The organism is Pseudomonas sp. LBUM1652 (genome assembly GCF_059716105.1).
On record NZ_CP166804.1, the window covers coordinates 1,470,705 to 1,492,532 of the forward strand.

General features: G+C 60.5%; 23 protein-coding genes. 14 read left to right on the forward strand and 9 right to left on the reverse strand.

Features of this window, described 5'->3' with window-relative positions:
• Position 1: 1 nt before the first annotated feature.
• Complete coding sequence (gene emhA / locus ACA069_RS06580; protein WP_401266152.1) at positions 2 to 1,159, reverse strand: efflux RND transporter periplasmic adaptor subunit EmhA; 1,158 nt, start codon at positions 1,157 to 1,159, stop codon at positions 2 to 4.
• A gap of 265 nt (positions 1,160 to 1,424) precedes the next feature.
• Between emhA and emhR the strand changes: the two genes are divergently transcribed.
• On the forward strand, positions 1,425 to 2,057 hold the full coding sequence (gene emhR / locus ACA069_RS06585) for an efflux system transcriptional repressor EmhR (RefSeq protein ID WP_187681160.1): 633 nt from the start codon (positions 1,425 to 1,427) through the stop codon (positions 2,055 to 2,057).
• Positions 2,058 to 2,275: 218 nt separating this feature from the next.
• Here the strand turns inward: emhR and ACA069_RS06590 are convergent, their stop codons facing one another.
• Genes ACA069_RS06590 through ACA069_RS06600 form a run of 3 tightly spaced genes read right to left on the reverse strand, consistent with a single transcriptional unit; the run spans position 2,276 to position 4,859 of the window.
• Positions 2,276 to 3,325, reverse strand: coding sequence for an alkene reductase (locus tag ACA069_RS06590; protein WP_187681161.1), 1,050 nt, complete (start codon positions 3,323 to 3,325; stop codon positions 2,276 to 2,278).
• Positions 3,326 to 3,355: 30 nt separating this feature from the next.
• The gene (locus tag ACA069_RS06595; protein WP_187681162.1) at positions 3,356 to 4,522 is read right to left on the reverse strand and encodes an MFS transporter; all 1,167 of its coding nucleotides are present in this window, start codon (positions 4,520 to 4,522) and stop codon (positions 3,356 to 3,358) included.
• A gap of 34 nt (positions 4,523 to 4,556) precedes the next feature.
• Positions 4,557 to 4,859, reverse strand: coding sequence for an ArsR/SmtB family transcription factor (locus tag ACA069_RS06600; RefSeq protein WP_497616780.1), 303 nt, complete (start codon positions 4,857 to 4,859; stop codon positions 4,557 to 4,559).
• A gap of 170 nt (positions 4,860 to 5,029) precedes the next feature.
• Here ACA069_RS06600 and ACA069_RS06605 point away from each other — a divergent pair, with 170 nt between their 5' ends.
• A complete protein-coding gene (locus tag ACA069_RS06605) occupies positions 5,030 to 5,614 on the forward strand; it encodes an acyl carrier protein phosphodiesterase (RefSeq protein ID WP_489878378.1) in 585 nt (194 codons plus the stop codon).
• Positions 5,615 to 5,786: 172 nt separating this feature from the next.
• On the opposite strand, the gene ACA069_RS06610 is transcribed toward ACA069_RS06605, so the two are convergent.
• Both ACA069_RS06610 and olsB read right to left on the reverse strand, forming a co-directional pair.
• Positions 5,787 to 6,578 carry a lysophospholipid acyltransferase family protein gene (locus ACA069_RS06610; RefSeq protein ID WP_187681164.1) on the reverse strand — a complete coding sequence of 264 codons (792 nt, stop codon included), beginning with the start codon at positions 6,576 to 6,578 and terminating at the stop codon, positions 5,787 to 5,789.
• Complete coding sequence (gene olsB, locus ACA069_RS06615; RefSeq protein ID WP_187681165.1) at positions 6,578 to 7,333, reverse strand: L-ornithine N(alpha)-acyltransferase; 756 nt, start codon at positions 7,331 to 7,333, stop codon at positions 6,578 to 6,580. Before olsB ends, ACA069_RS06610 begins: the two co-directional genes overlap by 1 nt.
• 153 nt (positions 7,334 to 7,486) lie before the next feature.
• Between olsB and ACA069_RS06620 the strand changes: the two genes are divergently transcribed.
• From ACA069_RS06620 to ACA069_RS06640, 5 genes are all read left to right on the forward strand, one after another.
• A complete protein-coding gene (locus ACA069_RS06620; RefSeq protein WP_497616782.1) occupies positions 7,487 to 8,365 on the forward strand; it encodes an acyl-CoA dehydrogenase middle domain-containing protein in 879 nt (292 codons plus the stop codon).
• 167 nt (positions 8,366 to 8,532) lie between these two features.
• Positions 8,533 to 9,612, forward strand: a complete 1,080-nt coding sequence (locus tag ACA069_RS06625) for a serine hydrolase domain-containing protein (RefSeq protein ID WP_497616784.1) — start codon at positions 8,533 to 8,535, stop codon at positions 9,610 to 9,612.
• Positions 9,609 to 9,905: an amidase gene (locus ACA069_RS06630; RefSeq protein WP_497616785.1), complete on the forward strand. Its 297-nt coding sequence runs from the start codon at positions 9,609 to 9,611 to the stop codon at positions 9,903 to 9,905. Before ACA069_RS06625 ends, ACA069_RS06630 begins: the two co-directional genes overlap by 4 nt.
• A 151-nt stretch (positions 9,906 to 10,056) precedes the next feature.
• A complete protein-coding gene (locus ACA069_RS06635; RefSeq protein WP_497616786.1) occupies positions 10,057 to 10,647 on the forward strand; it encodes a YceI family protein in 591 nt (196 codons plus the stop codon).
• A gap of 1 nt (position 10,648) precedes the next feature.
• Positions 10,649 to 11,806, forward strand: a complete 1,158-nt coding sequence (locus tag ACA069_RS06640) for a phospholipase D-like domain-containing protein (RefSeq protein WP_401266127.1) — start codon at positions 10,649 to 10,651, stop codon at positions 11,804 to 11,806.
• Between the two features lie 131 nt (positions 11,807 to 11,937).
• Here ACA069_RS06640 and bglX read toward each other — a convergent pair whose 3' ends face one another.
• Positions 11,938 to 14,229, reverse strand: a complete 2,292-nt coding sequence (bglX, locus tag ACA069_RS06645) for a beta-glucosidase BglX (RefSeq protein ID WP_401266124.1) — start codon at positions 14,227 to 14,229, stop codon at positions 11,938 to 11,940.
• A gap of 261 nt (positions 14,230 to 14,490) precedes the next feature.
• On the opposite strand from bglX, the gene ACA069_RS06650 reads away from it, so the two are divergent.
• The 4 genes from ACA069_RS06650 (at position 14,491) to ACA069_RS06665 (ending at position 18,089) form a co-directional block, all read left to right on the forward strand.
• Entirely contained in the window at positions 14,491 to 15,099 is a 609-nt protein-coding gene (locus tag ACA069_RS06650) for a LemA family protein (RefSeq protein ID WP_187681176.1), read from the forward strand.
• A 13-nt stretch (positions 15,100 to 15,112) separates the two neighbouring features.
• Positions 15,113 to 15,871 carry a TPM domain-containing protein gene (locus tag ACA069_RS06655; RefSeq protein ID WP_401266122.1) on the forward strand — a complete coding sequence of 253 codons (759 nt, stop codon included), beginning with the start codon at positions 15,113 to 15,115 and terminating at the stop codon, positions 15,869 to 15,871.
• Positions 15,872 to 15,904: 33 nt separating this feature from the next.
• Positions 15,905 to 16,522, forward strand: a complete 618-nt coding sequence (locus tag ACA069_RS06660) for a TPM domain-containing protein (protein WP_489878388.1) — start codon at positions 15,905 to 15,907, stop codon at positions 16,520 to 16,522.
• Positions 16,523 to 16,871: 349 nt separating this feature from the next.
• Positions 16,872 to 18,089 (forward strand): class I SAM-dependent methyltransferase, encoded by a 1,218-nt coding sequence (locus tag ACA069_RS06665; protein ID WP_187680115.1) that lies wholly within the window; start codon positions 16,872 to 16,874, stop codon positions 18,087 to 18,089.
• 3 nt (positions 18,090 to 18,092) lie between these two features.
• On the opposite strand, the gene ACA069_RS06670 is transcribed toward ACA069_RS06665, so the two are convergent.
• Complete coding sequence (locus ACA069_RS06670) at positions 18,093 to 18,983, reverse strand: DMT family transporter (RefSeq protein WP_497616788.1); 891 nt, start codon at positions 18,981 to 18,983, stop codon at positions 18,093 to 18,095.
• 269 nt (positions 18,984 to 19,252) lie between these two features.
• Here ACA069_RS06670 and ACA069_RS06675 point away from each other — a divergent pair, with 269 nt between their 5' ends.
• The 3 genes from ACA069_RS06675 to ACA069_RS06685 all read left to right on the forward strand — a co-directional run bounded on the left by ACA069_RS06675 (position 19,253) and on the right by ACA069_RS06685 (position 20,663).
• Positions 19,253 to 19,834 carry a DJ-1/PfpI family protein gene (locus ACA069_RS06675; protein WP_497616789.1) on the forward strand — a complete coding sequence of 194 codons (582 nt, stop codon included), beginning with the start codon at positions 19,253 to 19,255 and terminating at the stop codon, positions 19,832 to 19,834.
• A gap of 13 nt (positions 19,835 to 19,847) precedes the next feature.
• Positions 19,848 to 20,153, forward strand: coding sequence for a ribbon-helix-helix domain-containing protein (locus tag ACA069_RS06680; RefSeq protein ID WP_187680118.1), 306 nt, complete (start codon positions 19,848 to 19,850; stop codon positions 20,151 to 20,153).
• Positions 20,154 to 20,318: 165 nt separating this feature from the next.
• Positions 20,319 to 20,663, forward strand: coding sequence for a YegP family protein (locus tag ACA069_RS06685; RefSeq protein WP_401266114.1), 345 nt, complete (start codon positions 20,319 to 20,321; stop codon positions 20,661 to 20,663).
• Between the two features lie 102 nt (positions 20,664 to 20,765).
• Here the strand turns inward: ACA069_RS06685 and ACA069_RS06690 are convergent, their stop codons facing one another.
• Positions 20,766 to 21,785 (reverse strand): DUF4917 family protein, encoded by a 1,020-nt coding sequence (locus tag ACA069_RS06690; RefSeq protein WP_497616790.1) that lies wholly within the window; start codon positions 21,783 to 21,785, stop codon positions 20,766 to 20,768.
• Between the last annotated feature and the right edge of the window lie 43 nt (positions 21,786 to 21,828).

Consider the following 21,828-nt stretch of genomic DNA (forward strand, 5'->3'; position numbering starts at 1 on the left):
GTTACTCCCCTTTGCCGCCAGCGGCTTTGTCAGCTGCTTGAGCGGGGGCCGGGTTCTTGGTGCCTACGTTAGTCGCTTCGCTCGGGTTCACCTGCACACCCGGACGGACGTATTGCAGCCCTTCGGTGATCAGACGATCGCCGGCCTTGAGGCCGTCTTCGATCAGCCACTGGCTGCCGACGGTGCGGCTGGCCTTGAGCTGACGCAGCTCCACCTTGTTGTCGGCGCCGACGACCAGTGCGGTCGGGGTACCTTTGAGGTCACGGGTCACGCCTTGTTGCGGCGCCAGAATGGCGGCGGCGTTGACGCCGGCCTGCAACTGGGCGCGGACGAACATGCCCGGCAGCAGAGTGTGATCCGGGTTCGGGAATACCGCACGCAGGGTCACGGAGCCGGTAGTCGGGTCGACCGTGACTTCGGAGAATTCCAGCTTACCGTCGAGCTTGTACTGGCTGCCGTCTTCCAAAGTCAGTTTTACCGCCGCCGAGTTGTCGCCGGCCTTCTGCAGACGACCGCTTTCCAGCTCACGGCGCAGTTCCAGCAATTCCACCGAGGACTGGGTGACGTCGACGTAGATCGGGTCGAGTTGCTGGATCGTCGCCATCGCATCGGTCTGGCCGTTGCTGACCAGCGCACCTTCGGTGACCGAAGAGCGACCGATACGGCCGGAAATCGGTGCGTAGACCTTGGTGTAACGCACGTTGATCTGCGCGCTCTGCAACGACGCTTCCGATTCCATGCGGTTGGACACGGCGGTGTCGTATTCCTGACGGCTCACGGCCTGTTCATCGACCAGTTGCTTGTAGCGGTCGGAGATCGACTTGGTCGAACGCAGGCTGGCTTCGGCGCTTTTCAGGGTCGCTTCATAGACCGACGGATCGATCTGATACAGCTGCTGGCCGGCTTTGACGTCGCCGCCTTCCTTGAACAGACGCTTGAGAATGATGCCATTGACCTGCGGTCGAACTTCAGCGATGCGGAACGCACTGGTGCGGCCCGGCAGTTCAGACGTGAGTGTGAACGCTTGGGGTTGAAGGGTGACGACGCCGACCTGAGGAGGCGGAGCGGCTGGGGCCGCTTCTTCCTTTTTACATCCGCTGAGCAGCGATGCCAGGGCGACGGCAGTGACCAGAGCGGTAACAGCTGGCTTGAATTGCATGAAGATCCTCGGGTCAGGCGCGCGAGAAGCGCACAAGAAGTGTGTAAGGGTAAAAAATTTTGCTGGGTGGATAAGTAGCTTGCTAAGGAATATACTTACGTTCATGGTTGTTTGTAAATACCTTGGCTGCGTACCCACCCTGTTACAAAAGTCGTTGCAAGGTTTGAAATTGTAGGCCGGGGAGCCGATTCGCGAGAGATCGCCCCCTCTTTATTCAGCGGATATTCAGACATCCCTGAGACATCCTGTTTGAGGTTTTACTGCCATGGTCCGTCGTACCAAAGAGGAAGCTCAAGAAACCCGCAGCCAGATTCTGGAAGCGGCGGAGAAAGCCTTCTATGAAAGAGGCGTGGCCCGCACGACCCTGGCGGATATCGCGACAATGGCCGGTGTCACTCGCGGCGCCATCTATTGGCATTTCAGCAACAAGGCCGATCTGGTCCAGGCCATGCTCGACAGCTTGCATGAGCCGCTGGATGAACTGGCCAAAGCCAGTGAAAGCGAGGACGAACTCGACCCGCTGGGCTGCATGCGCAAATTGCTGATTCATTTGTTTCATCAAGTTGCGCTGGATCCGAAGACCCGGCGCATCAACGAAATTCTGTTTCATAAGTGCGAGTTCACCGATGAAATGTGCGATTTGCGCCAACAGCGCCGGGCGGCCAGTCTCGATTGCAATCTGCGTATCGGGCTGACCCTGCGTAATGCGGTGAATCGCGGCCAGTTGCCGGACGATCTCGACACTGCCCGCGCAGCCATCAGCATTCATGCCTATATTGATGGCCTCCTCTATGGATGGCTGTTGGCGCCAGACAGCTTTGAACTGCACGCCGAAGCCGAGCGCTGGGTCGATACAGGGTTGGACATGCTGCGCCTGAGCCCCAGCCTGCGCAAATGAAACAAAATGCGTAATTGGCACAGCTTGTGTCAATTGGCCTGCTTTTATATACGTTCGCGGCGCGCAGTTTATATGTAGCGAGCTACGTATTTTGTAGGGATTTTGTGTCGTGTGTGTGAACGGTTGTTAGCTGCCTGCCTATCGGGCGCCCAAGAAAAAGCCCCGGCTCTTGCGAGTCGGGGCTTTTGTGTTTCTGCCTGCCTCGTACTGAATAAGGCTTACAGCGTCGGGTAGTCGATGTAGCCGACCGGGCCTTTCGCGTAGAACAGTTCTGGGCGAGCTTCATTGAGCGGCGCATCGGCCTTCAAACGCGCCGGCAGATCCGGGTTGGCAATGAACGGCACACCGAACGCCACGGCGTCAGCCTTGCCGCTGGCCAGCCACGCGTTGGCGCTGTCCTTGGTGAAGCGCTCGTTGGCGATGTACGGGCCGCCGAACGCTTCTTTCAGTTGCGGGCCGAGGCTGTCGGCGCCTTCTTTCTCACGGGAGCAGATGAAGGCGATGCCACGTTTGCCCAGCTCGCGAGCCACGTAAGTGAAGGTTTCAGCCAGATTGTCGTCGCCCATGTCATGGGAGTCGGCACGCGGTGCCAGGTGCACACCGACACGGCCGGCGCCCCAGACTTCGATGGCGGCGTCAGTCACTTCCAGCAACAGGCGGGCACGGTTTTCCAGCGAGCCACCGTAGTTATCGGTGCGCTGGTTGGTGCTGCTTTGCAGGAACTGGTCGAGCAGGTAGCCGTTGGCACCGTGGATTTCCACACCGTCGAAACCGGCGGCTTTGGCGTTTTCGGCACCGGTGCGGTAGGCGTCGACAATGTCGGCGATCTCAGCGGTTTCCAAAGCACGTGGGGTTGGGTAGTCGGCCATTGGGCGCACCAGGCTGACGTGGCCCTTAGGCTGGATGGCGCTTGGGGCGACCGGCGCTTCGCCGTTCAGGTACGACGGGTGGGAGACCCGGCCGACGTGCCACAGTTGCAGGAAGATCTTGCCGCCAGCGCCGTGAATGGCTTTGGTCACGTTGGACCAGCCGCGCACCTGATCGTTGGACCAGATGCCCGGGGTGTCCGGGTAGCCGACGCCCATCGGCGTCACCGAAGTGGCTTCGCTGAGGATCAGGCCAGCCGAGGCGCGTTGCACGTAGTACTCGGCCATCAGCGCGTTCGGCACTCGGCCTTCGTCGGCGCGGCAGCGGGTCAGCGGCGCCATGATGATGCGGTTGGACAGCTCGACGTCGCCCAGTTTGATCGGATCGAAAATAGTTGCCATGTCTACAACCCTCGTCAGTGAAGTGGTTAATCAGTGGGTAGCGGGGGCCAGATCGGCATTGCCGTTCTGACGGAAAGTAATCAGGGTCACCAGCAGGGCGAGTACCGCTAAAGCTGCTGCGGCCAGAGGCACGCTGGTCAGGCCGAAACCGTGGGCGATGACGCTGCCACCGACCCAGGCACCGAGGGCGTTGCCGACGTTGAACGCGCCGATGTTCAGGGTCGACACCAGGTTCGGCGCCGCCTTGCCGAAGGTCACTACGTTGATTTGCAGTGCCGGTACGGCAGCAAAAGAAGCGGTGGCCCAGAGGAACAGGGTGATTTCAGTCGGGATCAGCGCGACGCTGGTCCAGCTCAGCACGGTGGAAACCACCGCCATCGCCACGAACACGCCGATCAGCGTGGCGCCCAGGCGTTTGTCCGCCAGTTTGCCGCCGATGATGTTGCCAACAGTCAGACCGAGGCCGATCAACAGCAGGGTCCAGGTCACGCCTTTTGGCGAGACACCGGTGACATCGCCGAGCAGCGGGGCAACGTAGGTGAAGAGGGTGAACATGGAAGCTGCAAACAGCGCGGTCATGCTCAGCGACAGCCAGATACCGGCGCCTTTGAGGGCGGCGAGTTCGGCGCGCATGTCGAGTTTTTCTTCGTCACGCTTGGCCGGCAGGAAACGGATCAGGCCGATCAGTGCGATCACACCAATCACCGTCACTGCCCAGAAGGTCGAGCGCCAGCCGGCTTCCTGACCCAACGCGGTGCCCAGCGGCACGCCAAGGACGTTCGCCAGGGTCAAACCGGTGAACATCAAAGCGACTGCCGAAGCGCGTTTGTTCGGTGCCACCAGACCTGCGGCCACTACCGAACCGATACCGAAGAACGCACCGTGGCACAGCGCGGTGACGACACGGGCAAACATCAGCACGTTGTAGTCACTGGCGATGGCGCAAAGCAGGTTGCCGACGATGAAAATGCCCATCAACGCTACCAGAGCAGCCTTGCGCGGCAGTTTGGCGGTGGCCAGTGCCATGAACGGTGCACCAATGGCCACGCCCAGGGCGTAACCGGTCACCAGCCAGCCGGCGCCGGGGATCGACACACCGAGGTCGGCCGCCACATCGGGCAGCAAGCCCATGATGACGAACTCGGTGGTGCCGATGGCGAAGGCGCTCAAGGCGAGTATGAGTAGCGAGAGGGGCATCGTTGATTCCTTGTGGGCTGGCTGACGTTAAGGGTCAGAGCTCTTTACTGAGGGTGCTGAGGAACGCCTGAATCACGTCCTCGTTACGTTTGAAAAAGTGCCATTGACCGGCTTTCTGGCTGCTGATCAACCCGGCGCGTTGCAGGGTTGCCAGATGGGCGGAAACCGTCGACTGCGACAGGCCGCAGCGTTGATCGATTTGCCCGGCGCAGATGCCGTACTCGTGGTTGTGAATCTGTTCCGGAAACTGGGCTTTGGGGTCTTTCAGCCAGATGAGGATGTCTCGCCGTACTGGGTGTGCCAGGGCTTTTATTATTTCGTCGAGGTCGATGTTCATGGCTTGGGCTCGTGATGTCTGTAGCGCTATATCGCGATGAGGCGAACTTTAAATCGGTACTTCGCGATATACCAATATGAATTTGATCTTACGACCGCGTAAATCGGTATATCGGGTTATAACGATGCGTTGAGTGTATTGAAACGAAGGCGCAGTGCTAAGCTGCGCCCATGAACTATCTCGCACATTTGCACCTCGGTGGCCAGCGCCCCGAGCAATTACTCGGCAGCCTGTATGGCGATTTCGTCAAAGGTCGGCTGCAAGGGCAGTTTGCTCCGGAGCTCGAGGCGGCCATTCAACTGCACCGACGGATTGACGTTTTTACCGATCGCCATCCTTTGGTGGATATCGCGCTGGGGCGATTTTCCGAGACCCGGCGACGTTACGCGGGGATCGTCCTTGATGTGTTTTTCGACCATTGCCTGGCGCGGGACTGGAGGTTGTACGCCGATCAGCCGTTGGAGCAGTTCACCGCTGATGTTTATCGCGTGTTGTCTCGCGAGCAGCAACTGCCCGAGCGACTGGCGAAGATTGCGCCGCACATGGTCGCCAATGACTGGTTGGGGTCGTATCAGGAGTTTGAAGTGCTGGAGCAGGTGTTGCGCGGGATCTCCCGGCGCCTGACCCGGCCGGAAGAGTTGGCGGGGGCGATGCAGGAGTTGCGGCGGTTGTATGAGCCGCTCAGTGGAGACTTTGCGTTGTTCTACCCGCAGCTTCAGGATTTTGCCCAGAACTGCGGATTACAGAAAATCTAATGTAGGAATGAGCCTGTGGTGAGGGGATTTATCCCCGACGGGTCGCGCAGCGGCCCCAAATTCTGCAATCGCGGTTCGCCAGGTAAATCGCGTGCATAAATTTGCGACTGCTGCGCAGCCGATCGGGGATAAATCCCCTACCCACAATGATCATGCGTATGCGGTCGGGTATTCAGGCCGCGATAGCCGGACGCATCGGGGCTTGTTGTTTTTCCGGGATCGCCCCAAACAACACCTTCTGCACCGCCTGCTGCGCTTCAAACGCCAGCGCCGCGCGCTCTCGGCCCTGACAGGCAATCGGCTTGAGCAGGTGCACCTCGACATCGCCGCAATCATTGCTGAACAAGCGCATCAGGTGCGACAGCAAATCATCGTCACCAATGAACGGCGCCAGCGCATCGATTTCGCCGTCACGCAGATAACGGATTGCCACCGGTTGCAGCATCACTTGCGAATCAATCGCCGCCGACAGCAAGCGACCGTGAAAGGTACGCAGCGAACGGCCGTCGGTGGTGGTGCCTTCCGGGAACATCAGCAGCGAGTGATCGGTTTGCAGGTGACGGGTCATCTGCTTGCGGATCAACTGGCTGTCGCCCGAACCGCGACGGATGAACAGGCTGCCAGCCTTGGCCGCCAGCCAACCGGCCACCGGCCAGGTGCGTACTTCGGCCTTGGACAGAAACGACAGCGGCGTGAGCATGCCGAGCAGCGGAATGTCCGTCCAGGAAACGTGGTTGCTGACCCACAGCATCGGCTGTTTTGGCAGCTCACCGTGAACGCTCACACGAAAGGGCAGGGCATTGCTCAGGCGCGCCATGAAGAAGCGCGACCAGCGTTGGCGGCGTTCCATCGAATGCGCCAGGCCAATGCGTTCGAACACGCCGAAGACAGTGGCCATGCTCAAGCCCAGCGAGACCACCAATAGCACTCGCGCGATCCGCGCGTACACCCGCAGGCGACTCATCACACGGCCGCCTTGAAGTGTTTGGCGTAGCGTGGGCAGAGCTCGTCGCGCTTGAGCAGGATGAACACGTCGGCGACCTGGAAATCTTCATCCCAGCACGGCTCGCCGCAGATCTTCGCGCCCAGACGCATATAGGCTTTGAGCAGCGGTGGCATTTCGGCGATCACGTTTGATGGAATATCCAGAGTCGGCAACGGCTTTTTCGGCTCTGCGCGCAAGTGTTCGGTGCACAGATAACGTTCACGCAGACGCTGCATGATCGCGTGGGCCTGCACGCCGCCGTCCTGCATCGGAATGCTCGCGCAACCCATCAGGTAGCTGTAACCGCCCTGATTCAACACTTCGGCGAGTTCGCCCCACAGCACGGCGATGGTGCCGCCGTTGCGGTAGGCCGGGTCGACGCAGGTGCGGCCGATTTCGAGGATCGGGCCTTTCAAATGGGCGAGGCCATGCAGGCTGAATTCTTCTTCGCTGTAGAACTTGCCCAGGGTGCTGGCGGCGGTGTGATCAAGCAACCGCGTGGTCGCCACCAGGCGCCCGGTGTTCAGGTCTCGCACGCCGATGTGGCTGCAGTGAACATCATAATCATCCATGTCCAGGCCCAGTTCTGCGCCTTTCAGCTTGGCGTTGAATTCGCCGCTGAATACGCTGAATCGCAAGGCTTGGGCTTGCTGCAAGGCCTCGGCGCCGATCAGGCGTTCGGCTTGCAGACGGCGTTCATTGCCGGTGTCGCTGATGCGGGCGATCTGAGTCATGTGAATCTCCGTACGGGCCTTTAACCCGTCGTGGGTTGCAGCCGATCGACTTTCTTTATGCAGCCGTGTTGTGCAAAGTCAGGCTATGTAGCCCCGGTGTCATCGCCATGAAAGTTTGGTGATGCTTATATGACAGCCCACAAGGAGCCTCTTATGCCCTGGTCAGATCTGCTCGAAAGCCGCGAACGATTGCCCGCCGTGGCTGACCTGGCGGAGGGTTTTGCGACGTTGTTGCATGAACTGGGCAACGTCACGCCATTCGAATTGGCGGTGGCGGGCGGGCGGCGGATGGCCACGCCGGGGCTGGCGTTTCTGGTCGGTTATCAAGCGGCGTTGCGCATGCTCTGGCCGAGCGCGCCGCTGAGCCTTGGAGCGTTGTGTGCGACAGAACAGCGCAGCTTGCGCCCGGCCGATATGCAGACCCGGCTGACTGATTTGCGCCTGAGCGGCCGCAAGGATTTCGTCACCGCCGGCGATGCGGCGGACTGGCTGCTGATTGCCGCGCGCAGCGAAGAACCCGGCGAAACGCCGCGTCTGAGTCTGGCGGTGGTGTATCCCGGCGAGCCCGGCGTGACGGTGGGAAAACTCCCGCCACTGCCGCTGATGCCGGACATCAGCCATGGCCGGCTGCACCTCGATGGCGCCTTGTGCGAGTTACTTGCGGGGGACGGTTGGGATGCTTACGTCAAACCGTTTCGCACGCTGGAAGATGTCTATGTGCTGAGTGCGATGACCGCTTGGCTGTATGGCGTCGGGCAGGACAGCGACTGGCCACAGATACTGCAATTGCGTTTGCTGGCGTTGTTGGCCGGGTGCGCGGAAATGAGTCGGCAGCCGCCGAACAATCCGGCCGGGCATGTGTTGTTGGGTGGATTATTTGCGCAGTTTGATTCGTTGAAACCGGAGATTGATCAGGCGTTGGCTGGAGGCAATCCGGAGTGGGCGGCGATGTGGCAGCGCGATCAGTCGGTGATGCAATTGGCTTCGGGCGCCAGGGCCAAGCGGCTGGCCAAGGCTTTGGCGCAGGCCTGACCGGCCTCTTCGCGAGCAGGCTCGCTCCCACAGTTAACCGAGTTTCTTCAGTTGGAATGCGATCGAACTGTGGGAGCGAGCCTGCTCGCGAAGGCGGCCTCAACATCACCAAACATCTGTCATAAACCCCGACTACCCTCAGCAGGTTCTCCCCAAGAGCCCTCACCATGTTCAAAGGCCTGTCCCTGCTTCTGCTGCTGATCAGCTCCACGGTTCAGGCCTCCAATGTGCAATGGCCCGGCGAGCAATGGCCGGTCGGCCCGCAGATTACAGCGATTAAAGACCTTGAGACCTACGCCTTCCCACCCCGCGACGACACCACCCGCCAAGGCATCCGCACCGACGCCTTGCTGATCATCCGCGACGGCCAGGTCATCTACGAACGCTACGCCGGCCCGACCACCGCCGACACCCCGCACTTGACCTGGTCGATCAGCAAAAGCCTGATGGCCACCGTGCTCGGTGTGGCTTACGGCGAAGGTCTGTTCAAACTTGAAGACGCCGCCGTGAAGTTCTACCCGGCGCTGGAAAAACACCCAGCCATCACCCTCGCGGATCTGCTGCACTGGGCCTCGGGGATCGACTGGCAGGAAGACTACGAATACGCCCCGCTGAAATCCTCGGTGGTGGCGATGCTTTACACCCGTGGCCATCGCGACATGGCTGCGTTCACTGCCGATCACGACACCTTTGCGGCACCGGGGCAGGCCTTCCGTTATTCCAGTGGCGACAGCAATCTGCTGGCGGCCGCGTTGAAATCCATCGTCGGCCCGCAGCGTTATCCCGACTATCCGTGGACAGCCCTGTTCGAGCCTTTGGGTATTCGCAGCGCGGTGTGGGAGACGGATGCGAGCGGCACTTTTGTCGCTTCGTCTTACGCCTATCTCACCGCGCGGGATCTGGCACGGGTCGGTCTGTTGATGGCCCGCGACGGACGCTGGAATGATCGGCAGTTGCTGCCCAAGGACTGGGTCGCCTTCAACCTCAAGCCGTTCGCCGGTTACAAGGCCCAGCAGGACGAAGCCGTACCCGGCGGCCAGTGGTGGCTCAATCGCCCGGTGGATGGCACCGCCCCGCCCTGGCCCGACGCACCGCCCGATACCTTCGCCGCCCTCGGCCATTGGGGGCAGGCGCTGTACGTGATTCCCAGCGAAAAACTGGTGATCGTGCGCTACGCCGATGATCGTGACGGCAGCTACCGGCACAACGAATTGCTCAAGCGTGTGCTCGCGGCGGTGCAGCCATGAAGCGCTTGTTGCTGGTGTTGCTTGTGCTGTTGCTCGGCTGGATCGGGTACGAGCGCGAAAATTTGTGGGCCTTCCCCGACATCATCAGCGCCTACACCGCCAAGGAATATTGTTCGTGCCGCTACGTGATGAATAACGACGCCGAGTATTGCCGTGGCTATGTGAAACAGTGGCTGCCGACCAACCGCTTTGCCGATGAGCCTTCGAGCAAAACCATCACCGTCAGCGGCATGGGCCGCAGCAACAGCGCGCAATGGTTGAGCGAGCGCCAGGGCTGCCGCCTCAGTCCCTGAAAGCCTCGATCCTCCAGTCAATAGACAACCCTGTGGCAAGCCAGCTCTCACAGGGCGTTCATCAATGGAAAGATTGGTGGTGACGGATAGTTTGCAATAACTCTGCGGGCAGTTAAGGTTCGTGCAGGTTTATCGACCCCACGAGTCTTCAATGTTCAACCGCTCCCTCTGTAATGCCTTCGCCAGCCTGCTGCTGGCCGCCGCCGCGCTGCCGGCGCAGGCCAATTGGTATCTGGACGGCGAGTCATCGCGGCTGTCGTTCGTCAGCACGAAAAACGCCCATGTTTCCGAAGTGCAGCGCTTTCTGGTGCTGCACGGCAAAGTCGACCCTAACGGTCGCGCCAAGGTCGAAGTCGAACTGGACTCGATCAACAGCGGCATCCCGCTGCGCGATGAGCGGATGCGCAAGGAACTGTTCCAGATCGAGCAGTTTTCCGACGCGACCATCACCACTCAGATCGACCTGCGCCCGATCAACGACCTGGCCCCTGGCGCGCAGCTTGAATTGCGCCTGCCGCTGACCGTCAACCTGCACGGCAAGCAGCACGAATACCCGGCCGAACTGCTGGCGACGCGTCTCGATGACCGGCGCTTTCAAGTGGTGACCCTGGAGCCGCTGGTGATCAACGCCGAGGATTTCGATCTCGTCCCGGGGCTGGAAAGCCTGCGCAAACTGGCTGACCTGTCGGCCATCAGTCTGTCGGTGCCGGTGGGTGCGGTGCTGATCTTCACGGCGCGCTGACATGCGCGGCGCGATCTTCCCCTGGCGTGACGGCAATCGCTTTGAGCTGTTGATCGACGGCCCGCAATTTTTCCCGCGCATGCTGGTGGAGATTGCCCGCGCCGAAGAGCAAGTCGAACTGGAGTTGTACCTGGTCGAGGCGGGCGCCTGTGCCGAAGCCGTGGTGCAAGCGCTGGTGCAAGCCGCCGAACGTGGCGTGCGGGTGCGTTGCCTGTTTGATGATTACGGCAGCCTCGCGTTCACCCTCAACCTGCGTCAGCGTCTGACTCACGCCGGGGTTGAATTGCGTTTCTACAATCGCCTGCACTGGCGGCGCTGGCTCGGCAACTTCTATCGCGATCACCGCAAGCTGCTGCTGGTCGATCAGCGTCTTGCCGTGGTCGGCGGCACCGGTGTCACCGATGAGTTCTGGACGCCTGAAAAAGAGACCAGCGAATGGCACGAAGTGATGGTGGAAATCACCGGCCCGCTGGTGCTCGACTGGCAGGTGCTGTTCGACCGCCAATGGATCGCCAACCGCCATCGCCGAGCGTGGAAACCGTCGGCGCATGTCGGCCTGCCACGCTTGCCCAAAGTGCCGGACATGGGCGAGGGCATGGGGCGCGTGGCTTACGCCGATGCCCGCCAGCACCGCGACATTCTGCAATCACTGTTTCGTGCCTTGAACAGTGGGCAGAAACGCATCTGGATGGCCACGCCGTACTTCCTGCCCACCTGGAATATCCGCCGCTCCCTGCGCAAAGCCGCCGCTCGCGGTGTCGACGTGCGGCTGCTGTTGACCGGGCCGCGCACCGATCACCCGTCTGTGCGCTACGCCGGGCACCGCTACTACCCGCGCCTGCTCAAGGCCGGGGTGCAGATCTTCGAATACCAGCCGTGTTTCCTGCACCTGAAAATGGTGCTGGTGGATGACTGGGTGAGCATCGGTTCGTGCAACTTCGATCACTGGAATCTGCGTTTCAATCTGGAGGCGAACCTTGAAGCGCTGGACCCGTCGTTGACGGCAGCGGTGGTGGCGAGTTTCGAGAAAGACTTCGGTTTGAGCCAGCGGGTGAGTCTGGAGGAGTGGCGAAAGCGGCCGTTGTGGCGGCGGGTCAAGCAGCGGGTTTGGGGGTGGGTGGATCGGTTGGTGGTCAACATCCTCGATAGACGCGGCTAGCAGCCATGCCCAAAAACCACTGTGGGAGCGAGCCTGCTCGCGAAGTCGGTATGTCAGTCAGCATTGTTTTATCTGAATGACCGCTTTCGCGAGCAGGCTCGCTCCCACAAGTTATTGCGGTGTTCTGATGATTACAGCAGTTCGAAACTCTGCTGCTTCACATCCTGCGAGTCCAGGCCGATCTGCACGTTGAACTTGCCAGGCTCTGCCGCGTATTTGAGCTGGGCGTTGTAGAACTTCAGGTCATCCTCGGTGATGGTGAAGTGCACGACTTTCTGTTCGCCGGCCTTGAGCATGATTTTCTGGAAGTTCTTCAGTTCCTTCACCGGGCGGATCATCGAGCCGGTGACGTCCTGAATGTACAACTGCACCACGGTTTCGCCGTCACGTTTGCCGGTGTTCTTCACCATGACACTGGCGTCGAGCTTGCCGGTGGTGTTCAGGGTGGTCGACGACAGCGCCATGTCGTTCAGGCTGAAATCGGTGTAGCTCAGGCCATAGCCGAACGGGAACAGGGGACCTGTAGTGTCATCGAAATACTGCGAGGTGTAGTTGCCCGGTTTGCCCGGCGTGAATGGCCGGCCAATGCTCAGGTGGTTGTAGTAGGTCGGAATCTGGCCCACGGAGCGCGGGAAGGTCACCGGCAGTTTGCCCGACGGGTTGTAGTCGCCGAACAGCACGTCAGCGATGGCGTTGCCGCCTTCGGTGCCGCTGAACCAAGTTTCCAGAATCGCGTCGGCCGACTGGTTCTCTTCGAGAATGGTCAGCGGACGGCCGTTCATCAACACCAGCACCAACGGTTTGCCGGTCGCCTTCAGGGCGCGGATCAACTCGCGCTGTGTTTCCGGGATGTTCAGGTCGGTACGGCTGGAGGACTCGTGGGACATGCCACGGGACTCGCCCACCGCTGCAACGATCACGTCAGCGTCCTTGGCGGCTTTCACCGCTTCGTCGATCAGCACGTTGGCCGGACGCGGATCATCCACCACTTCTGGCGCATCGAAGTTGAGGAAGTTCAGGTAGTCGAGCACCTTCTTGTCGCCGGTGATGTTGGCGCCACGGGCGTAGATCAGGTTCGCCTTGTCGCCGATCACTGCGCTCATGCCATCGAACAGCGTCACCGATTGCGCCGGACGGCCGGCGGCGGCCCAACTGCCCATCATGTCGATTGGCGCTTTGGCCAACGGACCGACCAGTGCGACTTTCGCGGTTTTCTTCAGCGGCAGGGTTTCGTTCTGGTTCTTCAGCAGCACCATGCTGCGGCGTGCCACTTCACGGGCATCGGCGCGGTGCAGACGGTTTTCGGCGTAGGTGTCGGCCGGATCGTCTTCAGCCTTGCCGATGCGCAGGTACGGGTCCTTGAACAGGCCCATGTCGTACTTGGCCGCGAGGACTTCGCGCACGGCGTTGTCGATGTGTTTCTGTTCGATCTCGCCGGACTTGAGCAGCCCCGGCAGCTCTTTGCCGTACAGGGTGTCGTTCATGCTCATGTCGATGCCGGCCTTGATCGCCAGCTTCGCCGCTTCCCGACCGTCGCGGGCAACGCCGTGCTTGATCAGCTCGAAGATCGCGCCGTGGTCGCTGACCGCGAGGCCCTTGAAGCCCCAGTCCCTGCGCAGCAAATCGTTCATCAGCCAAGTGTCGGCGGTGGCCGGGATACCGTTGATCGAGTTCAACGCCACCATCACACCGCCCGCGCCGGCGTCGATCGCCGCGCGGTAGGGTGGCAGGTAGTCCTGGTACATCTTCACCGGGCTCATGTCCACGGTGTTGTAGTCGCGACCGCCCTCGACCGCGCCGTACAGGGCGAAGTGCTTGACGCTGGCCATGATGCTGTCGGCCGCGCTCGGGGTTTCGCCCTGATAGGCCTTGACCATGACTCTGGCGATGCGCGAAGTCAGGTAGGTGTCTTCACCGAAGCCTTCAGAGCTGCGGCCCCAGCGCGGGTCGCGGGAGATGTCGACCATCGGCGCGAAGGTGATGTCGAGGCTGTCGGCGGCGGCTTCTTTGGCAGCAACGCGACCGGACTGGCCGATGGCGTCCATGTCCCAGCTCGAAGCGAGGGCCAGTGGAATCGGGAATATCGTACGGTGACCGTGGATCACGTCGTACGCGAAAAACATCGGAATCTTCAGGCGGCTGCGCATGGCGGCGTCCTGCATCGGCCGGTTTTCCGGGCGGGTGATCGAGTTGAACGTGCCACCGATGTTGCCGGCGGCGATTTCCTTGCGGATCAACTCGCGCGGCATTTCCGGGCCGATGCTGATCAGGCGCAACTGGCCGATCTTCTCGTCGAGGGTCATTTGCTTCATCAGGTTACTGATGAAAGCGTCCTTGTTTTCCAGGGGTACCGGGGTCTCAGCGGCCAATACTTGATGACTGGCCAGGCTGACGAACAGGCCCAGCAAACACAGCTTCTTCATGAATGTTTTTCTCAAGGGCGCAAACGGCAATGCAATGCCGGCCAGCCAAAATTTAGGGAGCGACTATTGTTGTTCGGGTGCAGGCGCAAAAACGCAGAGCCAAAAAACGACAGCGGACAGTTGGCCGCGTCTGCGCAGGGCCTCTTTTTAGCCCATCGGCCCGTAGCAATCCAGTAGCGCGGCCGATTATGCCCCAAGAGCCGGCCCCGAGTGTTTCGCGGGCGGTTTTTAAAATGAAATGTGCCAGGGAGCATCACTGCCATGAATGTAAGTCCTACCACTCGCTCACGCTTGCAGGTCGCCTCGTTACTGGTGCTGGCGATGTTGCTGACCGCGTGCGGCATCAACAACATCCCGACCCTCGACGAGCAGGCCAAGGCTGCGTGGGGCCAGGTGCAGAACCAGTACCAGCGCCGCGCCGACCTGATTCCCAATCTGGTGGAAACGGTGAAGGGCTATGCCGCCCACGAAAAGGAAACCCTGACCGCGGTGATTGAGGCCCGGGCCAAGGCCACGTCAATCCAGGTCGATGCCAGCACCCTCGACAATCCCGAGAAGCTCAAGCAGTACCAGCAGGCGCAGGATCAGTTGAGCGGCGCGTTGAGTCGCTTGATGGTGGTGTCCGAGCGTTATCCGGACCTGAAGGCCAACCAGAACTTCCTCGCCCTGCAATCGCAGCTTGAAGGCACGGAAAACCGTATCGCCGTGGCGCGACGCGATTTCATTCTGGCGGTGCAGAAATACAACACCGAGATCCGCACCTTCCCCGGTCGCCTCTGGCACAGCGTGATGTACAGCGACTTGTCGATCCGCGAGACCTTCGAAGCCACTACGCCCGGCGCGGAAAAGGCCCCGGAAGTGAAGTTCTGATCTGAGGTTATCCATGCGTGTGTTGAAGATGGGCCTGGTGCTGATGCTGTGGCTGTTCGCCGTCAGCGCCCGGGCCGAGTTGACATTCCCGGCGCTGAGCGGGCGGGTGGTGGACGAGGCGCAGATGCTCGAGCCCTCGGTGCGTGCGCAACTGAGCCAACAGTTGCAGGCCCACGAGCAGGCCACGGGCGAGCAATTGGTCGTGGTCACACTGCCGGATCTGCAGGGCACCACCATCGAGGATTTTGGCGTACAACTGGGCCGACACTGGGGCATCGGTCAAAAGGACAAAAACAATGGCGCGCTGCTGATCGTCGCCCGGGACGAGCGCAAACTGCGCATCGAAGTCGGTTATGGCCTGGAGGATCGGCTGACCGATGCGCAAACTTCGGTGATCATTCATCAAGTCATCACCCCCTCGTTCAAGGCGGGCAACTTCAGTAAGGGCATCAGCGACGGCGTGGCGGCGATGCTGGTGGTGTTGGGCGGCAATCCGCTGGACGAGCCGTCGACGGTGTATGAATCGAGCGGTGATCCGCAGAGCGATTTCGTTTCCCGGCACCCGGCCTTGTTCGTGTTTCTGGTGATGTTGTTCATCCTGACGGTGTTTGTCTGCCAGATGCTCGGTATCCTTCCCGCCGGCCGTGGCGGCTCCGGTGGATCGGGCGGCGGCTTCGGCGGTGGTGGTGGATTTGGCGGCGGCGGTGGAGGCGGGGGCTTCAGCGGTGGCGGGGGCAGTTTCGGCGGCGGTGGTTCGTCCGGCGGCTGGTGAGCACACAACAATAATGAGCAGGCACTCTTTGACATGGCATTACTGACTGAACACGAACAACGCAAAGTCGCCGAGGCAATCGCCCGGGTCGAGCGCGACACCGACGCCGAACTGGTGACAGTGCTGGCCGCCCGCGCCGACGATTACGCGTACATCCCGTTGCTGTGGGCCAGTTTGCTGGCGCTGGTGGTGCCGGGCGTCGTGCATTACCTGACCGGCTGGCTGACCTTGCGTAGTTTGCTGTTGGTGCAATGGGGCTTGTTCATTGTGCTGTGCCTGCTGTTTCGTCTGCCGAAAATCACCACCCACCTGGTGCCGCGCCGCGTGCGGCACTGGCGCGCCTCGAATCTGGCGCGGCGGCAGTTTCTTGAGCAAAACCTGCATCACACGGTGGGCAGCACCGGCATGCTGATTTTTGTCTGCGAGGCCGAACGCTACGTGGAGATTCTGGTGGACGAGGGGATCTCCAGTCGGCTGGACAATAAAAACTGGGATGCGATTGTCGCGGCGTTTACCGAACAAGTGCGGCAGGGGCGCACACTTGAGGGGTTTGTGCAGTGCGTCGAGGCGTGTGGGGAGCTGTTGAAGGTGCATGTGCCGGTGACGCAGGTGCGCAATGAGTTGCCGAATCGGTTGGTGGTGTTGGCATGAGGAAAACCCTCACCCCAGCCCTCTCCCAGAGGGAGAGGGGGCCGACCGAGGTGTCCGTCGCTATCCATCGACCTGAATGATCGCGTCGATTATGGATTCAGATCCGAGGAAAAACCGGGTCTATGATGGATTCACTGCCAAGCAAGAATCGGGTCGATCATGGATTCAGCGCCAGTCTTTCAAGTCGGTAAATTTCTCAAATATCCCCCAATCGGTCCCCTCTACCTCTGGGAGAGAGCTAGGGTGAGGGCCTCATTTAAAACCGTTCGGTAAATAAGAGCGTGTCCCCAACCCCTATGCCCCCTAAAATACCCGCCATTCCCGATTCGCCCCCCGAGGCCGCTTGTTCATGTCCGTTACCGCCCCATCCGCCAAATCGGCGCCAGATCACCACGCCCAGTTCATCGAGCTGCTGCAAACCAGCCTCGAGCAGAACGGTTTCATCAAACTGGTGCTGGCCAAATACGTCGGTGAAGAAACGGATCTGCAGCGGGTCATCATCAAACCGGTGACGGTGAAGGCGCAGCCAAACCTGTCTTTCGTCTATCGCTACAAGACCCGCGACATCACCAAGAACCTGCCATTGGCCGAAGGCGTGGCGATGATTGCCGAGGTGTTGCCGGCCTCGTTCAAAAATGCGCATTTGCTGGCCGTGACTGATGAAGCACAGCTCGAATACAGCAAAAAAGGCAAGAGTTCGCTGTTCAAGAGCAAACCCCAGCAACTGCGCGAAGCGCCGTCCGCCGAACACAACCGCGAAAAAAACCGCTTTCTGGAGTTGAGCCGACCGTTCCTCAAGGATCTGGGCGTGACCAATGCGCAACAAGAGCTGATCCCGGCGATGTCGCGCAAGTGGAAGCAGATCAACAAGTTCATCGAAGTCTTCAGCCATGCCCTGACCTCGTCCCCGCTGGCGCTGGACAAGCCGGTGCGGGTCGCAGATTTCGGTTCGGGCAAGGGTTATCTGACCTTCGCGATTCACGATTACCTGCGCAACACCTTGAAGGCCGAGGGTGAAGTCACCGGCGTCGAATTGCGCGAAGAGATGGTCAACCTGTGCAACGCTGCGGCGGCGAAGCTGGATCATCCGGGGCTGGTGTTCAAGTGCGGTGACGTGCGCAGCGTGGCGCCGAGCGAGCTGGACGTGATGATCGCCCTGCATGCCTGCGACATTGCCACCGATTACGCGATCCACACCGGCATTCGTTCGGGCGCGTCGATCATCATGTGCTCGCCGTGCTGCCACAAACAGATCCGCCTGCAAATCCAGAGCCCGGCGCTGCTCAAGCCGATGCTGCAATACGGTCTGCACCTCGGCCAGCAGGCGGAAATGGTCACCGACAGCTTGCGTGCGCTGTTCCTCGAGGCCTGTGGTTACGAGACCAAGGTGTTCGAGTTCATTTCACTGGACCACACCAACAAGAACAAGATGATTCTGGCGGTGAAACGCGCCGAGCCGGTAGACCCGGCTCAGCTGTTGGTGAAGATTGAGGAATTGAAGGCGTTCTACAACATCAGCGAGCACTGTCTGGAAACCTTGCTGCGCGCGGATGGTTATCTGAGCTGAATCTCACGCAGTGGCAGCCTTTGCTGGCTGCACGGCGGTCTTGCGACCGAGCATGACGGTCGCAATCACCCCGCAAGCAAACACCCAGGTGATCGGCTCCACATGTTCCCCAAAGAACAGCGCCGAAAACGCGATGGTGAAGAAGATCTGCAGCAACTGGATCTGACTGACCCGGGCAATGCCACCCATGGCCAGCCCGGCGTACCAGGCGAAGAAGCCGAGAAACTGCGAAAACAGCGCCACATACCCAAACGCCCACCATGCCTTGGCTGACACCGCGCCCTGATGTTGCAGCGCCAGGTACAACACCGGGCCGATCAACAGCGGTGTCGACAGCACCAGCGCCCAGCAGATCACCTGCCAGCCGCCCATCTCCTTGGCCAACCGGCCGCCCTCGGCGTAGCCCAGACCTCCCACGGCAATCGCGCCGAGCATCAATAAATCCCCGGCCTGAATGCTGCCGGCCCCGGTAAACAACGCATAACCGAGCACCAGCGCACTGCCCAGCGCGGCGCAGGCCCAGAAGGCTTTTGACGGCCGTTCGTGGGACAACCAAGCGGCATAAAGCGCCACGCACAACGGCTGCAATCCGTTGACCAGTGCACCGTGGGACGCCGGCAACGTCTGCATGGCCCAGGCCGACAACACCGGGAAACCGAGAATCACCCCGACGATCACCAGACTCAGGCCTTTGACCTGCGCCCAGGTCGGCCACTTCTCCCGTCGCCATAACAACAGTAACGCTGCCGGAATCGCCGCGAACAAGGCGCGGCCTAAGCCGTTGAGCAAGGGATGCAGTTCCTGCACGACGATGCGGGTGAAGGGCAGGGTAAGGCTGAAAATCACAACCCCGAGCAGGCCGAGGGCCATGCCGGTGTTTTCGCGCGAAGACATGATGAGAACCAGAATCGAAGGTGGCAGGGGATTGCCTTCATCAAGCCATAAACCGGGCCATTCGGGCTGGTACAGCCAGGCGCAGAGTTAGGCGTACAGTTTGCGGGCGCCATCGCGAGCAGGCTCACTCCTACAGTTGAAATGCGTTCCCCTGTAGGAGTGAGCCTGCTCGCGATGAACGATAACTCGGTAGTACCCGGTTATTACCTGCCGGCCCGGAATGGGTCTACCTTGAACACTCCCAGGCAATTTCCAGAGGAGTCCGCCCCATGGCCGCGAAAAAGATCCTGATGCTGGTCGGCGATTACGTCGAAGACTATGAAGTGATGGTGCCGTTCCAGGCCCTGCAAATGGTCGGCCACGCCGTCCACGCGGTATGCCCGGACAAGGCCGCCGGCAAAACCGTGCGCACCGCCATCCACGACTTTGAAGGCGACCAGACCTACAGCGAAAAACCGGGTCACCTGTTTGCCCTCAATTTTGATTTCGCCAAGGTCCGCGAGGCGGATTACGACGCACTGGTAATTCCGGGCGGTCGTGCGCCGGAATACCTGCGACTGAATGAAAAAGTCCTCGAACTGGTACGCGCCTTCGACAAGGCTGGCAAGCCGATCGCAGCGGTGTGTCACGGCGCGCAGTTGCTGGCGGCGGCGGGGGTTCTCGAAGGGCGCGAATGCAGCGCCTACCCGGCCTGCGCGCCGGAAGTCCGACTGGCGGGCGGCACGTACATCGACATTCCCGTGACCGACGGCCACGTTCAAGGCAATCTGGTCACCGCCCCGGCATGGCCGGCGCATCCGAACTGGCTGGCCGGTTTCCTCGGTTTGCTCGGCACCAAAATCACCCTGTAACGAGGATTCGCCCATGTGCGAGCTCTACGTCAAGGCTGACCCGATTCTCTACGAATCGCGCTCGCGTTCGCTGCGCATCTGCGGGGTGGTGACGACGTTGCGCCTGGAAAACCAGTTTTGGGACATCCTCAGCGAAATCGCCGAAGTCGATGGCATGACCACCAATCAACTGATCGCCAAGCTGTATGAAGAGGTGATGGATTATCGCGGGGAAGTGGTGAACTTTGCGTCGTTCCTGCGGGTAAGTTGTACGCGGTATCTTTCGCAGCGGCGTAGTGCTGCGCCTGAGTTGTCGGTGGTGCGGGCGGTGGTGAAATAGCCGAGACCGGACAGACGCCATCGCCAGCAGGCTGGCTCCCACAGGGAAATGCATTCCAATGTGGGAGCGAGCTTGCTCGCGAAGGGGGCGGTTCAGGCGACAGATGTTCTGGACTGGTCTTTACTCTGAGGCGCGAAACCTCTTAATCGCCAAGGAGAAACGAGCATGTCCGGATGGTACGAAGTCAGTAAAAGCAGCAACGGCCAGTTCAGGTTTGTACTCAAGGCAGCCAACGCCGAAACCATTCTCACCAGTGAGCTCTACACCACTCGCGCGGCAGCCGACGGCGGCATCGCCTCGGTGCAGACCAACAGCCCGCTGGATGAGCGTTACGAGAAGAAAACCACCAAGGACGGTCATCCCTATTTCAATCTCAAAGCCGCCAATCACCAGATCATCGGCAGCAGCGAAGCGTATTCCTCGGATGCAGCGTGCGACAAAGGCATTGCCAGCGTGAAGGCCAACGGTTCGACCAAAACCATCAAGGACAAGACCCTGCCGGTTCTCTAGAAAACACTGAAAACCAAACTGTGCGAGCCGGCTAGCTCCCACATCGGAATACATTCCCCTGTGTGGGCTAGCCGGCTGGCGATGACGTCAAAAGCCTCGCCGCTAAACCTCGACCGGCACCGACAACTTCGGATTCCCCAACGCATGCGTCTTCGCATCAAAAAACCGCAACGCCACCCCAGTCCCTTCAAACACCTTCGCGTAATGCCGCTTCTGATGCTGAATGAACGCCGCACTGCGCGGATAAATCGAGATCGCCACCACCTTCGGTTTTGCTAGACGCAAGGCCCGCACGATGTGGCTGTCCTGCTCGGCCAGGGCATGGCCGAAGATGCATAGACTGTCGCCATGGCCCAATAACTGCTCGTAACAGAACGACAGATAATCCGAGCTGCGAATGGTCCTGAGTTTCTCGGCACTCGGCCCTTCGTTGATGAACAGCGGCACGTCGTCCAGCGTCTTCAGCGTGTTGTTGATCGCGAAGCTGCCGAGTAGCGTGCCTTCGGTCGAGGTCAGTTTGCGCGCGGTGCCATCCTGGTTGCGCACCAGATGCAGACCGCCGTGCAGGTACAGTAAACGCGGTTTTTTCGTGGCGCTTGCGCTCAGGTCGAAACTCGCATTCGGGCCATTGAACAGATCGTCGATGGTTTCGCTGCGGTGCTGGAGCGCCCAGTAGTTGAGCAAGTCGTAATTGGTGGTGAACACCGTGCGATAGCGCGCCAGTTCTTCATTGAGCGTCGCCAGCGTCGAGGCCTGCACCAGTCGCCACGGAATATGGATGGCGTGCACGCTGTTGATCAGCGCTTCCTTGATTGCGTAGTAGCGATTGCGCGGCGCTGCCGAGCTGACGGCCAGCGCCTTGTTGACCCGGCTGGTGGTTTTCAGTGCGCCGAGCACTTGTTCGAAGCTGCGCGTCTGCATCGCGTCGAACACCGCCAGTTCCGATGGGCTCAGGGGTTTGTCTTCCACGGTACGGGCGTTTTCGAACAGCGAGTCATAACCGAAGTCGTCCCACACCGCGCGGCTGGCGCCGTTCCCCACCAGCAAACCCTTGAAATCGGTCGCGGCGCGCAGGCTGCTCCAGTCTTCGAGGGTGGCGTCGACATCCAGAAAATCGCTCATTGCTTGGCACATCTCAAAACATAGGGGCTGATGGGCGGCGACT

Excerpts from the sequence above, each read along its gene's own strand:
- emhA (WP_401266152.1), bottom strand. The coding sequence starts at position 1,159 with ATGCAATTCAAGCCAGCTGTTACCGCTCTGGTCACTGCCGTCGCCCTG.
- emhR (WP_187681160.1), top strand. The coding sequence starts at position 1,425 with ATGGTCCGTCGTACCAAAGAGGAAGCTCAAGAAACCCGCAGCCAGATT.
- ACA069_RS06590 (WP_187681161.1), bottom strand. The coding sequence starts at position 3,325 with ATGGCAACTATTTTCGATCCGATCAAACTGGGCGACGTCGAGCTGTCC.
- ACA069_RS06595 (WP_187681162.1), bottom strand. The coding sequence starts at position 4,522 with ATGCCCCTCTCGCTACTCATACTCGCCTTGAGCGCCTTCGCCATCGGC.
- ACA069_RS06600 (WP_497616780.1), bottom strand. The coding sequence starts at position 4,859 with ATGAACATCGACCTCGACGAAATAATAAAAGCCCTGGCACACCCAGTA.
- ACA069_RS06605 (WP_489878378.1), top strand. The coding sequence starts at position 5,030 with ATGAACTATCTCGCACATTTGCACCTCGGTGGCCAGCGCCCCGAGCAA.
- ACA069_RS06610 (WP_187681164.1), bottom strand. The coding sequence starts at position 6,578 with ATGAGTCGCCTGCGGGTGTACGCGCGGATCGCGCGAGTGCTATTGGTG.
- olsB (WP_187681165.1), bottom strand. The coding sequence starts at position 7,333 with ATGACTCAGATCGCCCGCATCAGCGACACCGGCAATGAACGCCGTCTG.
- ACA069_RS06620 (WP_497616782.1), top strand. The coding sequence starts at position 7,487 with ATGCCCTGGTCAGATCTGCTCGAAAGCCGCGAACGATTGCCCGCCGTG.
- ACA069_RS06625 (WP_497616784.1), top strand. The coding sequence starts at position 8,533 with ATGTTCAAAGGCCTGTCCCTGCTTCTGCTGCTGATCAGCTCCACGGTT.
- ACA069_RS06630 (WP_497616785.1), top strand. The coding sequence starts at position 9,609 with ATGAAGCGCTTGTTGCTGGTGTTGCTTGTGCTGTTGCTCGGCTGGATC.
- ACA069_RS06635 (WP_497616786.1), top strand. The coding sequence starts at position 10,057 with ATGTTCAACCGCTCCCTCTGTAATGCCTTCGCCAGCCTGCTGCTGGCC.
- ACA069_RS06640 (WP_401266127.1), top strand. The coding sequence starts at position 10,649 with ATGCGCGGCGCGATCTTCCCCTGGCGTGACGGCAATCGCTTTGAGCTG.
- bglX (WP_401266124.1), bottom strand. The coding sequence starts at position 14,229 with ATGAAGAAGCTGTGTTTGCTGGGCCTGTTCGTCAGCCTGGCCAGTCAT.
- ACA069_RS06650 (WP_187681176.1), top strand. The coding sequence starts at position 14,491 with ATGAATGTAAGTCCTACCACTCGCTCACGCTTGCAGGTCGCCTCGTTA.
- ACA069_RS06655 (WP_401266122.1), top strand. The coding sequence starts at position 15,113 with ATGCGTGTGTTGAAGATGGGCCTGGTGCTGATGCTGTGGCTGTTCGCC.
- ACA069_RS06660 (WP_489878388.1), top strand. The coding sequence starts at position 15,905 with ATGGCATTACTGACTGAACACGAACAACGCAAAGTCGCCGAGGCAATC.
- ACA069_RS06665 (WP_187680115.1), top strand. The coding sequence starts at position 16,872 with ATGTCCGTTACCGCCCCATCCGCCAAATCGGCGCCAGATCACCACGCC.
- ACA069_RS06670 (WP_497616788.1), bottom strand. The coding sequence starts at position 18,983 with ATGTCTTCGCGCGAAAACACCGGCATGGCCCTCGGCCTGCTCGGGGTT.
- ACA069_RS06675 (WP_497616789.1), top strand. The coding sequence starts at position 19,253 with ATGGCCGCGAAAAAGATCCTGATGCTGGTCGGCGATTACGTCGAAGAC.
- ACA069_RS06680 (WP_187680118.1), top strand. The coding sequence starts at position 19,848 with ATGTGCGAGCTCTACGTCAAGGCTGACCCGATTCTCTACGAATCGCGC.
- ACA069_RS06685 (WP_401266114.1), top strand. The coding sequence starts at position 20,319 with ATGTCCGGATGGTACGAAGTCAGTAAAAGCAGCAACGGCCAGTTCAGG.
- ACA069_RS06690 (WP_497616790.1), bottom strand. The coding sequence starts at position 21,785 with ATGAGCGATTTTCTGGATGTCGACGCCACCCTCGAAGACTGGAGCAGC.